This is a genomic window from Kitasatospora saccharophila (assembly GCF_039529925.1).
In the GTDB taxonomy this organism is placed as follows: Bacteria; Actinomycetota; Actinomycetes; order Streptomycetales; family Streptomycetaceae; genus Kitasatospora; species Kitasatospora saccharophila.
Window position 1 is genome coordinate 1 of record NZ_BAAANS010000008.1, and the last position, 14,977, is coordinate 14,977.

10 protein-coding genes and 1 pseudogene are annotated in these 14,977 nt (G+C 73.2%); 8 read left to right on the forward strand and 3 right to left on the reverse strand.

The genetic code is table 11. The features are described from left to right. Positions 1–712: pseudogene (locus ABD345_RS07820) on the reverse strand (ComF family protein); the annotation flags it as partial. Positions 713–1,079: 367 nt separating this feature from the next. Between ABD345_RS07820 and hpf the strand changes: the two are divergent. After that, complete coding sequence (gene hpf / locus ABD345_RS07825) at positions 1,080–1,775, forward strand: ribosome hibernation-promoting factor, HPF/YfiA family (RefSeq protein WP_344551148.1); 696 nt, start codon at positions 1,080–1,082, stop codon at positions 1,773–1,775. Between the two features lie 180 nt (positions 1,776–1,955). Then, positions 1,956–2,681 carry a response regulator gene (locus ABD345_RS07830; protein WP_380273480.1) on the forward strand — a complete coding sequence of 242 codons (726 nt, stop codon included), beginning with the start codon at positions 1,956–1,958 and terminating at the stop codon, positions 2,679–2,681. Positions 2,682–2,723: 42 nt separating this feature from the next. On the opposite strand, the gene ABD345_RS07835 is transcribed toward ABD345_RS07830, so the two are convergent. Continuing rightward, a complete protein-coding gene (locus tag ABD345_RS07835; protein WP_344551150.1) occupies positions 2,724–3,971 on the reverse strand; it encodes a winged helix-turn-helix domain-containing protein in 1,248 nt (415 codons plus the stop codon). 219 nt (positions 3,972–4,190) lie between these two features. Between ABD345_RS07835 and secA the strand changes: the two genes are divergently transcribed. After that, entirely contained in the window at positions 4,191–6,974 is a 2,784-nt protein-coding gene (gene secA / locus ABD345_RS07840) for a preprotein translocase subunit SecA (protein WP_344551152.1), read from the forward strand. A 98-nt stretch (positions 6,975–7,072) separates the two neighbouring features. On the opposite strand, the gene ABD345_RS07845 is transcribed toward secA, so the two are convergent. Further along, positions 7,073–7,624: an Rv3235 family protein gene (locus ABD345_RS07845; RefSeq protein WP_344551154.1), complete on the reverse strand. Its 552-nt coding sequence runs from the start codon at positions 7,622–7,624 to the stop codon at positions 7,073–7,075. Positions 7,625–7,952: 328 nt separating this feature from the next. On the opposite strand from ABD345_RS07845, the gene ABD345_RS07850 reads away from it, so the two are divergent. From ABD345_RS07850 to ABD345_RS07870, 5 genes are all read left to right on the forward strand, one after another. Further along, a complete protein-coding gene (locus ABD345_RS07850) occupies positions 7,953–8,462 on the forward strand; it encodes a DUF6912 family protein (protein ID WP_344551156.1) in 510 nt (169 codons plus the stop codon). A gap of 297 nt (positions 8,463–8,759) precedes the next feature. Beyond that, positions 8,760–9,947 (forward strand): MFS transporter, encoded by a 1,188-nt coding sequence (locus ABD345_RS07855; protein WP_344551158.1) that lies wholly within the window; start codon positions 8,760–8,762, stop codon positions 9,945–9,947. A 32-nt stretch (positions 9,948–9,979) separates the two neighbouring features. Continuing rightward, positions 9,980–10,807 (forward strand): aldo/keto reductase, encoded by an 828-nt coding sequence (locus ABD345_RS07860; protein WP_344551160.1) that lies wholly within the window; start codon positions 9,980–9,982, stop codon positions 10,805–10,807. Positions 10,808–10,957: 150 nt separating this feature from the next. Next, entirely contained in the window at positions 10,958–12,271 is a 1,314-nt protein-coding gene (locus tag ABD345_RS07865) for a sensor histidine kinase (RefSeq protein WP_344551161.1), read from the forward strand. A gap of 413 nt (positions 12,272–12,684) precedes the next feature. Next, on the forward strand, positions 12,685–14,877 hold the full coding sequence (locus ABD345_RS07870; RefSeq protein ID WP_344551162.1) for an MMPL family transporter: 2,193 nt from the start codon (positions 12,685–12,687) through the stop codon (positions 14,875–14,877). The last annotated feature ends 100 nt before the right edge of the window (positions 14,878–14,977 follow it).

Below are 14,977 nucleotides of genomic sequence, written 5' to 3' on the forward strand. Positions count from 1 at the left end.
CCGGGCGGGGGCCGCGACGGTGGCCGCCGCCCGCGGCGGGCAGCCCGCCGCGCGCAGCGCCCGGGCCGCCTCGGCCAGGCTCGCCCCGGTGGTCACCAGGTCGTCCACCAGCACCAGCCGGTGCCCGGCCAGCCGCCCCGCCACCCGGGCCGGCACGGCCAGCGCCCCGTCCAGGTTGCGCTGCCGCTCGGCCGCGCGCAGGCCCGCCTGGTCGGCGACCGGGCGGCTGTGCCGCAGCACCGCCGCCACCAGGGTGGCCACGCCGCCGCCGCGCAGCCCGCGGACGGCGGCCGGGGCCAGCAGCAGCGTCGGGTCGTGGCCGCGGGCCCGGGTGGCCGCGGGGGCGGAGGGCACCGGCACCAGCAGCAGCGGGGCGGACCCCGCGCCGGTGGCGTCGCGCACCGCGGCGGCCAGCGCGGTGCCGAGCACGGGCCAGCAGCAGCGCCCCGCGCTCCTTGTGGGCGAGCAGCAGCTGGCGCACCGGCCCGGCGTAGGGGGCGGCGGCGTGCACCGGGGGCAGGCCGGGCGGCGGGCGGTGCGGTCCGGCCGGGCCGGCGGCGGCTCCGTCGAGCAGCGCGCGGCAGGGCGGGCAGAGGCCGGTGAGGCCGCTCCCGCAGCCGGCGCAGCGGGTCGGGAGGAGCAGGTCGAGCAGGGCGGCGAGGACCCGGTCCGAGCCGGATCCGGGCTGGTGGGCGGTGCTGCGGCTCGTCACGGAACCCCTCCGGAACGCCCGCCGGGCGGCGGCATCAGCCATACGGTGGGCGGTGCCGGGCGTGTTGTCCAGCCGTTCGCCGGTGTTTCACCCGTAGGTGGGTAGACAGGGGGGAACAGCCGGACCACCGACCGGACGCCGGTAGCTTCGTTCGACTGGAGAGGCGAGATCCCCGCGGCAGGTGTTGCATGAGGTTTCCAGGGGTTTCGAACGCTCCTGGTGGGGAGGAAGTGAGGTAAGGGCCGGTGGTCCTCGCGGGTTCCCCGGGCGGTGTCCGGGGGCGGGCGGTGACCGACTGGTCCGGCTGGGTCTCACGCCGGTTCGGGACGCACTCCGGGCCGGTCAGCACGAGGGATCGGAGTTCTGCGTGGACATCGTCGTCAAGGGCCGCAAGACCGAGGTGCCCAAGAGGTTCCGCGAGCACGTGGCCGAGAAGCTGGAGAAGGTCCAGAAGTTCGACACCAAGGCGATCAGCCTGGACGTCGAGGTGTCCAAGGAGCCCAACCCGCGCCAGGCCGACCGCGCCGACCGGGTGGAGATCACCCTGCGCAGCCGCGGCCCGGTGATCCGGGCCGAGGCGTCCGCCAGCGACCCGTGGGCCGCGCTGGACCTGGCCTCCGCCAAGCTGGAGGCGCAGCTGCGCAAGTCCGCCGACCGCCGCCGGGTGCACAAGGGCGGGGTCAACGGGCGGACGCCGGTCAGCGTCGCCGCGGCGACCGCCGCGCTGGCCGACCTGCCCCCCACCGAGGCCGCCCCGAGCGCCAACGGCACGGCCCGCAAGACCGTGGCGGGCAACCTGGAGGTGGAGGGCGACGGGCCGCTGGTGGTCCGCGAGAAGACGCACGCCGCGGCGCCGATGTCGCTGGACCAGGCGCTGTACGCGATGGAGCTGGTGGGCCACGACTTCTACCTGTTCCAGGAGAAGGACAGCGGCCTGCCGAGCGTGGTCTACCGCCGGCACGGCTACCACTACGGCGTGATCCACCTCAAGGAGGACATGACCGCCGCGGCGGACGTCGCCGGGGCGGGCGGCGCGATCAACAACGGGGCCGACGAGGACTGACGGCGGGCCCGCCCCGCGGAGGCGGCGGGTGACCCCGGCGGCCGGGGCGGCCGCCGGGGTCACCCGCGCGTGCGGGGTCACCCAGCCGGGCGGTTCGGCGCCGCAGGGTGACCGCGTCACGGCCCGGCCGTGGAATGATGGGCGGCGTCGGACGTGACGTGATCGGCGGGGGAGGAGCGGATGGGGGACCTTTCGCGCGAGGGCCAGGGGCCGGGGGACACCGGCTTTCCGCCGCACCGCGCGGAGCCGATCCGGGTGCTGGTGGTGGACGACCACGCGCTGTTCCGCCGGGGCCTGGAGATCGTGCTGGCCGAGGAGCAGGACATCCGGGTGATCGGCGAGGCCGGCGACGGCGCGGAGGCCGTGCTGAAGGCCGCCGACCTGCTGCCGGACATCATCCTGATGGACGTCCGGATGCCCCGGCGCAGCGGCATCGAGGCGTGCACCGCGATCAAGGACGTGGTGCCCAGCGCCAAGATCATCATGCTGACGATCAGCGACGAGGAGGCCGACCTCTACGAGGCGATCAAGGCGGGGGCCACCGGCTACCTGCTGAAGGAGATCTCCACCGACGAGGTGGCCACCGCGATCCGGGCGGTGGCCGACGGGCAGTCGCAGATCAGCCCGTCGATGGCGGCCAAGCTGCTGACCGAGTTCAAGTCGATGATCCAGCGCCGCTCGGACGACCGGGAGCTGCTGCCCGCGCCCCGGCTGACCGACCGGGAGCTGGAGGTGCTCAAGCTGGTGGCCACCGGGATGAACAACCGGGAGATCGCCAAGGAGCTGTTCATCAGCGAGAACACCGTGAAGAACCACGTGCGCAACATCCTGGAGAAGCTCCAACTGCACTCCAGGATGGAGGCGGTGGTGTACGCGATGCGTGAGAAGATCCTCGAAATAGGCTGAGCGCCGGCCGGGAGTGCCGGCCGGGAGCGCCCGCGGGGAGGTTCAGCCCAGCAGCCGCTCCAGCTCCGGCCGCAGCGACTCGTCCGCCAGCTGCTCCACCCGGACGGCCGAGCAGCCCGTCCACTCGGCCGCCTCGCGCAGCGCCTCGGCCAGCGCGGGGACGAACTTCGGTGCGTCCAGCGAGACTTGGCGGGCCACCAGGACGTTGCCGACGCGCGCCGGGTCGACCCGGCCGACCAGCCGGCCGGCGGTGAGCAGCGGCATCGCGAAGTAGCCGTGCACCCGCTTGTGCTTGGGGGTGTACGCCTCCAGGCGGTGGCTCATGCCGAAGATCCGCTCGGTGCGCGGGCGGTCCCAGATCAGCGAGTCGAACGGCGAGAGCAGCGTGGTGCGGTGGCGCCCGCGCCCCGCGGCGGAGCCGCCCGCCGGACCCGCCGCGGCCAGCGCCGCCGGGTCGGCCCAGGCCGGGGCGCCCCAGCCCTCCACCTCGACCGGGACCAGGCCCGACTCCGCCAGCACGGCGTCCAGTTGGGCGCCCTTGAGGCGGTGGTAGTCCATCAGGTCGGCGCGGGTGGCCACGCCGAGCGCGGCCCCGGCCAGCGCCACCAGCCGCACCAGGCACTCGGCGTCGGTCGGGTCCTGCCCGAACAGCTCGGCGGGGACGGCCCGTTCGGCCAGGTCGTAGACCCGCTTCCAGCCGCGCCGCTCGGTGACCACCACGTCCCCGAAGGCGAGCGCCCGCTCGACGGCGATCTTGGTGTCGGACCAGTCCCACCACTCGGAGGTCTTCTTGGCGCCGCCGAGGCCGGTGGAGGTCAGCGGGCCCTCGGCGCGCAGCTTGTCGATCACCTGGGCGTAGGCGGAGGAGGAGACCGGGTGGCCCCAGACCCGGTCCTTGGCCCGGTAGGCGCGGCGGCGGAAGGCGAACAGCGGCCACTGCTCGATCGGCAGCACGCAGGCCGCGTGCGACCAGTACTCGAAGGCGGTGCCCCGGCCCCAGTACGCCTGCTCGACCGGGCGGCGGCCGACCGCGCCGAGCCGGGCGTACGGCACCAGCTCGTGCGAGCGGGCCAGCACCGAGATGGTGTCCAACTGGACGGCGCCGAGCCGCCGCAGCACGCCCCCGGCGCCGGCCCGGCGGTCGGGCGGACCGATCAGGCCCTGGGCGCGCAGGGCGATCCGGCGGGCCTGGTCCGCGCCGAGCCGGACGGTGGGCGGGGGCGCCGCCGCTGCGGACGCGGACGGTGCGGCGGGAGTCGCGGAGGGTGACTCGACAGGGATCTCGGCCATGGGGCGAGGCTAGGCGGGAGCACTGACAACCGACCGGGAGCGAACCGCTTTGACCGTTTGGACCCGGCATCGGACGATGTGCTCCCAGGGGTGACACAGGAATAGCGTGCTGACGGACCTCCCGGCCGCTCGGACTCCTCGCATACGATGGCCCGTACGGTGGGGTGAACTCCCCACCGGCAGTCATCCAGAGCCGAATGAGGCAAGGAGCCCGCTCACGTGTCCGTCTTCGACAAGATCCTGCGCGCAGGCGAGGGCAAGATCCTCCGCAAGCTGCAGCGGATTGCCGCCCAGGTCAACTCGATCGAAGAGGACTTCGTCAACCTCACCGACGAAGAGCTGCGCGCGCTGACCGACGAGTACAAGTCCCGCCTGGCCGACGGCGAGAGCCTCGACGACATCCTCCCCGAGGCGTTCGCGACCGTCCGCGAGGCCGCCAAGCGCGTCCTGGGACAGCGCCACTACGACGTGCAGATCATGGGCGGCGCCGCCCTGCACTACGGGCACGTCGCGGAGATGCGCACCGGCGAGGGCAAGACCCTGGTCGGCACCCTGCCCGCGTACCTGAACGCGCTGACCGGCAAGGGCGTGCACCTGATCACCGTCAACGACTACCTCGCCGAGCGCGACTCGGAGTGGATGGGCCGGGTGCACCGCTTCCTGGGCCTGGAGGTCGGCGTGATCCTGGCGAACATGTCGCCGGCCGAGCGCAAGCGCCAGTACGGGATGGACATCACGTACGGCACCAACAACGAGTTCGGCTTCGACTACCTGCGCGACAACATGGCGTGGTCGCAGGACGAACTGGTGCAGCGCGGCCACAACTTCGCGATCGTCGACGAGGTCGACTCGATCCTGATCGACGAGGCCCGCACCCCGCTGATCATCTCCGGCCCGGCCGACCAGGCCACCAAGTGGTACAACGACTTCGCCAAGCTGGTGCAGCGCCTCAAGATCGACCGCGACTACGAGGTCGACGAGAAGAAGCGCACCGTCGGCATCCTGGAGGAGGGCGTCGGCCGGGTCGAGGACTACCTCGGCATCGACAACCTCTACGAGTCGGTGAACACCCCGCTGGTGGGCTTCCTGAACAACGCCATCAAGGCCAAGGAGCTCTACAAGGTCGACAAGGACTACGTCGTCATCAACGGCGAGGTCATGATCGTCGACGAGCACACCGGCCGCATCCTGGCGGGCCGCCGCTACAACGAGGGCATGCACCAGGCGATCGAGGCGAAGGAGGGCGTCGAGGTCCAGAACGAGAACCAGACGCTGGCCACGATCACCCTGCAGAACTTCTTCCGCCTCTACGACAAGCTGTCCGGCATGACCGGTACCGGCACCACCGAGGCGGCCGAGTTCCACCAGATCTACAAGCTCGGCGTGGTCCCGATCCCGACCAACAAGACCCCCCAGCGGATCGACCAGCCCGACCTGATCTACAAGTCGGAGCCGGCCAAGTTCGCCGCCGTGGTCGAGGACATCGCCGAGCGCTACGAGAAGGGCCAGCCGGTCCTGGTCGGCACCGTCTCGGTCGAGAAGTCCGAGTACCTGTCGCAGGAGCTGCGCAAGCGCGGCATCCCGCACGAGGTGCTGAACGCCAAGCACCACGAGCGCGAGGCGCAGATCGTCGCGCAGGCCGGCCGCAAGGGCGCCGTCACCGTCGCCACCAACATGGCCGGCCGCGGCACCGACATCATGCTCGGCGGCAACCCCGAGCACCTGGCCGCCGCCGAGCTCGCCCAGCGCGGCATCACTCCCGAGGAGACCCCGGAGGAGTACGAGGGCGCGCTCCCGGCCGCGATGGAGAAGGCCAAGCTCGCGGTCAAGGCGGAGCAGGAGGAGGTGCAGGAGATCGGCGGCCTGTACGTCCTGGGCACCGAGCGGCACGAGTCCCGCCGGATCGACAACCAGCTGCGCGGCCGCTCCGGCCGCCAGGGCGACCCGGGCGAGTCCCGGTTCTACCTGTCGCTGGGCGACGACCTGATGCGCCTGTTCAAGGCCAGCATGGTCGAGCGCGTGCTGTCGATGGCGAACGTCCCGGACGACGTGCCGATCGAGTCGAAGATGGTCACCCGCGCCATCGCCTCCGCGCAGACCCAGGTCGAGCAGCAGAACTTCGAGATCCGCAAGAACGTCCTCAAGTACGACGAGGTCCTCAACCGCCAGCGCGAGGTCATCTACGGCGAGCGCCGCCGCGTCCTGGAGGGCGAGGACCTGCAGGAGCAGGTCGGCCACTTCATGGACGACACCGTCGCCGCGTACGTCAACGCCGCCACCGGCGACGGCTTCGAGGACGACTGGGACCTCGACAAGCTGTGGACCGCGCTCAAGCAGCTCTACCCGGTCTCGCTGGACCTGGACGAGCTGGAGGAGGAGGCCGCGGACAGCGGCGGCCTGACCCCCGAGTTCCTCACCAAGGCCATCCAGGAGGACGTGGCCGCCGCGTACGGCCGCCGCGAGGACGAGCTCGGCGAGCAGATCATGCGCGAGCTGGAGCGCCGGGTCGTCCTGTCGGTGCTGGACCGCCGCTGGCGCGAGCACCTCTACGAGATGGACTACCTGCAGGAGGGCATCGCGCTGCGCGCCTACGCCCAGCGCGACCCGCTGGTCGAGTACCAGCGCGAGGGCTTCGACCTGTTCTCCGCGATGATGGAGGGCATCAAGGAGGAGTCCATCGGCTACCTGTTCAACCTGGAGGTCCAGGTCGAGCAGCAGGTCGAGGAGGTCCCGGTGCCGGACGACGAGCAGGTGCTGCTCGACAAGCTGGAGAAGGACGCCGCCGTCCCGGCCGCCCGCCCGGAGATCCGGGCCAAGGGCCTGGAGGCCCCCGAGCGCAAGAAGCTCCACTACATCGCCCCGTCCGACGAGATCGGCGGCGGCGTGGTCGAGGGCGACTTCGAGGACGAGGACGGGTCGGCGTCCGAGGGCGACGGCCTGACCCGGGCCGAGCGCCGCAAGGCCGCCAAGGCGGCGAAGGGCGGCCGGCGCCGCAAGGCCTGACCGGGTCCGCGCTCTCCGTGCTCTCCGTGTTCCGCGGGGCGCCGCTCCTTCCGGGGGTGGCGCCCCGCGGCGCTTCCCGGGCACCGCGTTCCCGCCGGTCACTTGGTCTCCACCGCGGCGCACTGCCACTGGCCGGTGCGGGTGTGCCGCTCCAGGCGGAACGCCAGCACGTGGTGCCGCGGGCCCAGCTCGACCCGCACGCACGCCTCCACCGCGCCCGGGCCCGGCGCGCAGTCGTGCACCCGGCCCAGCCGCGGACGCTGGACCCGGCCGCGCGGGCGCAGCGGGCCGCTGCGCACCAGCGCGGCCAGCTGGTGGAAGCCCGGCAGCGTGGTGTGCCGCTGCAGCTGGTGCACCGGGCGGGCCCCGCACAGCACCTCCACCAGCCGGTGGGCGAAGCGGCCGGCGAGGTCGGCGTGGCCGGTGCTGCCCGGGGCGGCCGTCCCCGGCCGGAGCGGCGGCCCGGAGCCGTCGCAGGCCGCGCGCGGGCTGCGGGCGGTGCGCGGGGCCGTCCCGGCCCGGTGCGGGTCGTGGTGCGGCTCCCGGTGCGGGTCCGGGTGCGGGTGGCGGACCGGGCGGCGGAGGCCGGGCGCGGGGCGGACCAGCGGGCGGATCAGCGGGCCGGGCGTCCGGGTGAGCTGCTCGGTCATCGTGGCCCTCTCGACGGGTGGGTGCCTGGTGGCGGACAGGGCCTTTGGTACCGGGCGGGCGGAGACCGCTCCAAGGGGGTTTCCCGCGTTCCGGCGACGCCCGGAAATCCACCCGTACGGGTGGCGGCCCGGTAGCCACGGGGGCGGGGCGGCCGGGCGCGGGGGCGGAAGTTGACGGTCGGCCGGTTCCCGGAACGGCCCGTAGGGGGACGCGGGGGGTGACCTGATCGGCGCACGGCGCGGGCGGCGGCCCGGGGCATCGCGGGCGGTCGGGCGGGCTGCGTATTCTTGACCCGTCGCACAGTGAGACCGTCAGAAGGGTGCCCCGATGCGCGTGTACGTGCCGACCACGTTGAAGGACCTGGCGGTGGCGCACCCCGAGGGCGTCCTGGAGCAGAGCGTCGCGTACGCGGTGACGCCCGCGCTGCGCGAGTGGTACGTCAGCGACGACCTGGAGGAGCTGGAGTACGCGGCCCTGAACCGGGCGGCGCTCTCCTCGGTCCGCCTGCTGGCCGCCGATCCGGGCGCGCCGCGCCGCCGGGTGGTCCTCGCCGTCGAGGTCGCCGACTCGGCGGTCACGCCGTTCCCCGGCGACGAGTACCAGGACCAGGCGTCGCTCGGCCGGGTCGTGCTGGCCGGAGCGGTCCGGCTGGCCAAGGCCGCCGCGGTGCACGCCGACGACACCGACTCGGACGTGCTGGCCGACGTCGGCGCCGCCGCCGACGCGATCGCCGCCGCGGACGGCGGCGACCAGGACGCCCAGTTCACGGTGGACGGCGCGGAGGACCACGAGCTGCTCTGGTTCGCCGTCCAGGAGATCCCGGGCCTGATCGCCTGACCCCGCACACCCCCGAAGACCCCGCCACGGCCACCCGGCCGGGGCGGGGTCTTTCGCGTTGGGGGTGTGGAAGGGGGGAGGGAAGCGGGCCTGCGGCGCTTGGGCGGGGCGGGAGGAGGGGCTTCGGAGGGGAGAGGGAGGGGAGAGGGAGGGGTGCGGGCCTGCGGCGCTTGGGCGGGGGAGCGGGTGAGGTTTGGCTGGGGCGGGGGTGGGGTTCGTTGCGTTTGCAAGTATGTGTGTCTGCAATTATTGTCGAAGCACGTAAGGCGCACCGGCAATCACATGGAGGTCCCTGTCATGCCCCTCGCGCTCCTCGCCCTGGCCATCGGGGCCTTCGGGATCGGCACCACCGAGTTCGTGATCATGGGGCTGCTGCCCGAGGTCGCCGCCGACTTCGGGGTCGGCATTCCGACCGCGGGGCTGCTGGTCACCGGGTACGCGGTCGGGGTGGTGGTCGGGGCTCCGCTGATGACCGTGCTCGGGACGCGGATCAGTCGCAAGCGGATGCTGATGCTGCTGATGGTGCTGTTCACCGCGGGCAACCTGCTGTCGGCGCTCGCGCCCGGGTTCGGGGCGATGCTGGCGGGGCGGATCGTCGCCTCGCTCGCGCACGGCGCCTTCTTCGGCATCGGGTCGGTGGTCGCAGCCGAGCTGGTCGCGCCGGAGAAGAAGGCCGGGGCGATCGCCACCATGTTCACCGGGCTGACCGTGGCGAACATCGTCGGCGTGCCGCTGGGCACGTTCGTCGGGCAGCAGGTCGGCTGGCGGGCCACCTTCGCGGCCGTCGCCGCGCTCGGCGTGGTCGGGCTGCTGGGCATCGCCAGGCTGGTGCCCGACCTGCCCCGGCCGCAGGGGGCGCACCTGCGGCGGGAGTTGGCCGCGTTCAAGAACGCGCAGGTGGTGCTGGCGATGGGGATGACGGTGCTGGGCTTCGGCGGGGTGTTCGCCGCGATCACCTACGTCAAGCCGATGATGACCGGCGTCGCCGGCTTCTCCGAGGGCTCGGTGACCTGGCTGCTGGTGCTGCTCGGGACCGGCATGTTCCTGGGCAACCTGCTGGGCGGGCGGTTCGCCGACCGCCGGCTGATGCCGATGCTGTTCACCACCCTGGGCGCGCTGACCGTCGTGCTCGCCCTGTTCACCGTCACCGCGCACAACGAGGCCACCGCCGCGGTCACCCTGCTGCTGATCGGCGCGCTGGGCTTCGCCACCGTGCCGCCGCTGCAGAAGCGGGTGCTGGACCAGGCGCACGGCGCGCCGACGCTGGCCTCGGCCGTCAACATCGGAGCATTCAACCTGGGCAACGCGCTGGCCGCGTGGCTCGGCGGCGTCGTGATCGCCGCCGGGTACGGCTACACCGCCCCGAACTGGGTGGGTGCGCTGCTGGCCGGTTCCGCGCTGGTGCTGGCCCTGGTCTCGGCCGCGCTGGAGCGCCGGTCGAAGACCGCCCCCGCGGCCGCCCCGGTGCCCGTACTGAACCACTGAGGACCCTCGAACTCCCGTACTGGAGAAGGAACATGAGCACCACCGTCCCCAACGTCACCCTCAACAACGGCGTCGAGATGCCGCAGCTCGGCTTCGGCGTCTTCCAGGTCCCGGACGAGGAGACCACCGCGGCCGTCGCCGCCGCGCTGGAGGCCGGGTACCGCAGCGTCGACACCGCCGCGGTCTACGGCAACGAGCGCGGCGTCGGCAAGGCGCTGGCCGCCTCCGGGCTGCCCCGCGAGGAACTGTTCGTCACCACCAAGCTGTGGAACGCCGACCAGGGCCACGACGCGACCCTGCGGGCCTTCGACGCCAGCCTCGACAGGCTCGGCCTGGAGTACGTCGACCTGTACCTGATCCACTGGCCCACCCCGGCCCGGGACCTGTACGCCGAGTCCTGGAAGGCCATCGAGCGGCTGGCCGCCGAGGGCCGGATCCGCGCGGCCGGCGTCTCCAACTTCCAGCCCGCGCACCTGACCCGGCTGATCGAGGCGGGCGGACTCGTCCCGGCCGTCAACCAGGTCGAGCTGCACCCGGGTCTCCAGCAGGCCGAGCTGCGCGCCTTCCACGCCGCCCACGGCATCGCCACCGAGGCGTGGAGCCCGCTCGCCCAGGGCGCCGTGCTGGACGACCCGGCGATCACCGCGATCGCCGAGCGCACCGGCAAGTCCCCCGCCCAGGTGGTGCTGCGCTGGCACCTGCAGCTCGGCAACCTGGTCATCCCCAAGTCGGTCACCCCGGCCCGGATCCGGCAGAACCTCGACGTGTTCGACTTCGCGCTCACCGACGAGGACACGGCCGCGATCGCCGCCACCGACCGCGGCCTGCGCACCGGCCCGGACCCCGACCGGTTCAACTGACCCTCCCGCGCGCGAGAAGAGGTGCCACCACCCCCGCCGGGGGGTGGTGGCACCTCGCGCAAGAGGGGTACTAGCACCCCCGAAATCCGCCCGCCGAATCGCCATGCTGGTAAGCACAGTGAATCGGTGAAGGCGAAATGGGGCCAGGACATGACTGCACGTGCCGAAGGAACGGAGAGGATCCACCCGAACCGCGGCGGCGCGGTCGCCATGGTGCTCCGGGGGGTGTCCCTGACCGGGATCGCCATCGGGGAGGCGCTGCTGCTGCTCTGGCTCTGCCTCGTGGTGTGCCTCAGCTGCATCGGCGTCGGCCTGCCGCTGCTGCCCGGCGCGCTGGACGCGATCCGCTCGGACGCCCGCCTCCAGCGCCGGCTGGCCCTGGAGTGGTCCGGCGTCCGGGTGGACTCGGCCTACCCGTCGGAGCCCGCCGACGGCTCGGCCCGGACGGGCCTGCGACGGGTCCACCGGATGCTCGGCGAGCGCGAGACCTGGCGGGACCTGACCTGGACGGTGGTCAACCCGGTGATCGGGCCGGTCCTGGCGCTGCTACCGGCCGCCGCGATCCTGGGCGGACTCTGGGGCCTGGCGCTGCCGTTCGTCTGGGAGGACCTCAGCACGTCCTGGGACGGCATCTGGTTCACCTTCATCCCGGTCGAGAGCCAGGGCACCGCCATCCTGGCCGCCCTGCTGGGCGTGGTGGAGATCGCCGCGGGCGTGCTGCTGCTGCCCAAGCCGATGCTCGGGCTGCACGGCCGCTGGGTGCGGCTGGTCCTGGGCTCCAGCCGGGCCGAACTGAACCACCGGGTCGAGCACCTGGCCAACTCCCGCTCGGACGCGATGGACATGCAGGCCAACGAACTGCGCCGGATCGAGCGCGACCTGCACGACGGGGCCCAGGTCCGGCTGGTCGCCCTGGGGCTGACGCTGTCGGCCGCCGAGTCGCTGATCGAGCAGAACCCGGCGGCGGTGCGCGCCCTGCTCGCCGAGGCCAAGGACAACTCGGTGAAGGCGCTCAACGAACTGCGCGACCTGGTGCACGGGGTGCACCCGCCGCTGCTGGCCGACCGCGGCCTGGTGGACGCGGTCCGCACCCTGACGCTGGAACTGCCGCAGCGGGTGCAGCTGACCGGCTCGGTGCCGGGCCGACTGCCCGCCCCGGTGGAGTCGGCGGCCTACTTCGCGATCGCCGAACTGCTCAACAACGTGACCAAGCACGGCAAGGCCACCGAGGTGACCGTCGACATCCACCACGCCGACCACGAACTGCGGGTCTCGGTGCACGACAACGGCGTCGGCGGGGCCGACAGCGGCCGCGGCAGCGGCCTGCGCGGGGTCGAGCGCCGGCTGGCCGCCTTCGACGGCCTGCTCGCGATCAACAGCCCCGCGGGCGGCCCGACCATGGTGGCCTTCTCCATCGGCTGCGACCTGCTGGCCGGCCCCGCCGGCACCGCCCAGAACAAGTAGGGCCGGGCGGCCCCGCCCGCGCCACGACCGCCCTCCCGGTCCCGCGCGGGCCGGGAGGCACCACCCCGGCACACCCGCCCCACCGCACCGTCCCGTCGCACCGCACCGCACCGCCCCGGCGGTGGAGGGCACCCGACGCGGCACCGGGGCCCGTCCGCCGGCCCCCCGACCTCGCCACGACGCCCGGCACGCACCTCCCCGGGCCGACCACACCCCCTCCAGGCCCGCAGGGTTCCGCGACGGCCGCTCCTCAGCCGTGCCCGGAAACGGTCCGGAAGCGGCCCCGGTCCCCTCGCCGCACCCCGCCCCGTACCGGCTCCTCCCGGCCCCGGCCGCCCCTGAGCACGCCCTGAGCACGCCCTGAGCACGCCCCGATCCCTCTCTCCCGCCTCCGAAACGAAGGACCGATCGACATGACCGGCAAGAAACGCCACTTCGCCTCGCGAATGGGCCGGTGGAGCGCCACCCACCCGTGGTGGGCCATCTTCACCTGGCTGCTGCTGACCGTGGTCGCCTTCTCCATCGGCACGGTGGTGAAGGGCAAGGAGGCCACCAACCAGCAACTCCTGGTCGGCCAGGCGGCCACGGCCGAACGGATCGTCAACGAGAACGGCCTGCGCGGCCCGGCCACCGAGAACGTGCTGATCGGCCCGCTGGACGGGCAGCTGAACGACTCGGCCGCCGCGGCCGCCGCGGAGCTGAAGCAGCAGCTCGGCGCGCTCGACGGCGTCGCCTCGGTCTCCGACCCGATCCCCTCGACCGGCAACCGGGTCCTGCTGCTGCAGGTCGCGCTCAAGGGCGACCCCGACACCGCGAGCGACCGGGTCGCGCCGCTGCAGACCGTCACCAGGGCGGTCCAGCAGGCGCACACCGACCTGCGGGTCGAGCAGGTCGGCGAAGCCTCCATCAAGAGCGACTTCCAGGACTGGCTCGGCAAGGACCTGCAGAAGGCGACCACCATCAGCGTGCCGGTCACCCTGGTCATCCTCGCGGTGATCTTCGGCGCCCTGGTGATGGCCGGCGTGCCGGTGCTGCTGGGCCTGACCGCGGTGGCCTCCACCCTGGGCCTGTGGGCGCTCGCCTCCCAGGTGGTGCCCGACCCGGGCACGGTGACGGACGTCATCGTGCTGATGGGCCTGGCGGTCGGCGTCGACTACTGCCTCTTCTACCTGCGCCGCTTCCGCGAGGAGACGGCCAAGGGCTACGGGCCGACCTCGGCGGTGGAGATCGCCGCGGCGACCTCCGGCCACTCGGTGGTGGTCTCCGGCGTCGCGGTGCTGGTCTCGATGGCCGGGCTCTACCTGGCCGGCGACCTGATGCTGGCCTCGATGGCCACCGGCGCGATCATCGTGGTCGCGGTGGCGATGCTCTCGGCGGTCACCGTGCTGCCGGCCCTGCTGGTCAAGCTGGGCCGGGCGGTCGACCGGCCGCGGATCCCGCTGCTGTGGCGCCTCACCCGGAACCGGAGCAACCCGCGGGCCTGGAACTTCCTGCTCCGCCCGGCCACCAGGCACCCGCTGATCTCGCTGGTGCTCGCGGTCGGCGCGCTGGTGGCGCTGGCGCTGCCCGCGCTGGGGATGAACCTGAAGGCCACCCAGATCGCGGACTACCCGCGCACCCTGGCCACGATGCAGAGCTACGACCGGCTGCTCGCCGAGTTCCCCTCCAACGCCAACACCGACGTGGTGGCGGTGAAGGTGCCCGCCGGGCAGGAGGACGCCGTGCGCCAGCGCCTGGAGGGGCTGGCCGAACAGCTGAAGCAGGAACCGCTGTTCGCCAAGGACATCCCGCCGACGGTCCGGGTCTCGGCGGACGGGCACGGCGCCGTCCTGGAGGCGGGCACGCCGACCGGACCGGGCACCGACCCGGCCCGGGACTCGGTCGACCGGCTGCGGGACACGTTGGTGCCGGCGGCGCTGCAGGACGTGCCGGGCGTGCAGTACGCGGTCGGCGGCGACCAGGCGGACGACATGGACTACACCGCCAACCTGAAGGACCGGCTGCCGATGGTGATGGGCGTGGTGTTCGCCCTGACCTTCCTGATCATCGTGCTGGCGTTCCGCTCGGTGGTGGTGGCGCTGACCACCGTGGTGCTGAACCTGCTCTCGGTCGCGGCCTCGTTCGGGTTCCTGTGCCTGGTCTTCCAGCACACCTGGGCGGACGGGATCCTCGACTACCACTCGACCGGGCACGTGGTCTCCTGGGTGCCGGTGCTGCTCTTCGTGATCCTGTCGGGCCTGTCGCTGGACTACCACGTCTTCGTGGTCAGCCGGATCCGGGAGGGGGTGGTGGCCGGCATGACCACCCGCAACGCGGTGCTGGACGGCATCACCAGGACCGCCGGCGTGGTGACCGGCGCGGCCGCGGTCATGGTGGCGGTGTTCGCCACCTTCGGGACGCTGACCTTCATCGAGCTGAAGCAGATCGGCGTCGGGCTGGCGGTGGCCATCGTGCTGGACGCCACGGTGATCCGGATCTTCGTCCTGCCGGCCGCGATGACCCTGCTGGGCCGGGCCAACTGGTGGCCCTCGCGCACCGGCCGGGTGGTCACCGCGGACCTGCCGCGGCGCAGCGACGGGCCGCACCCGGAGCCGGTGGACGTCTGACCGGACCGGTCGGACGGGTCGGGGCCGCCACGGTCCCGGCCCGTCCCGGCGCGGCCCCGCGAACGGCGGCGATCAGCCGTTCGTCAGTTCCGCGTCAGCA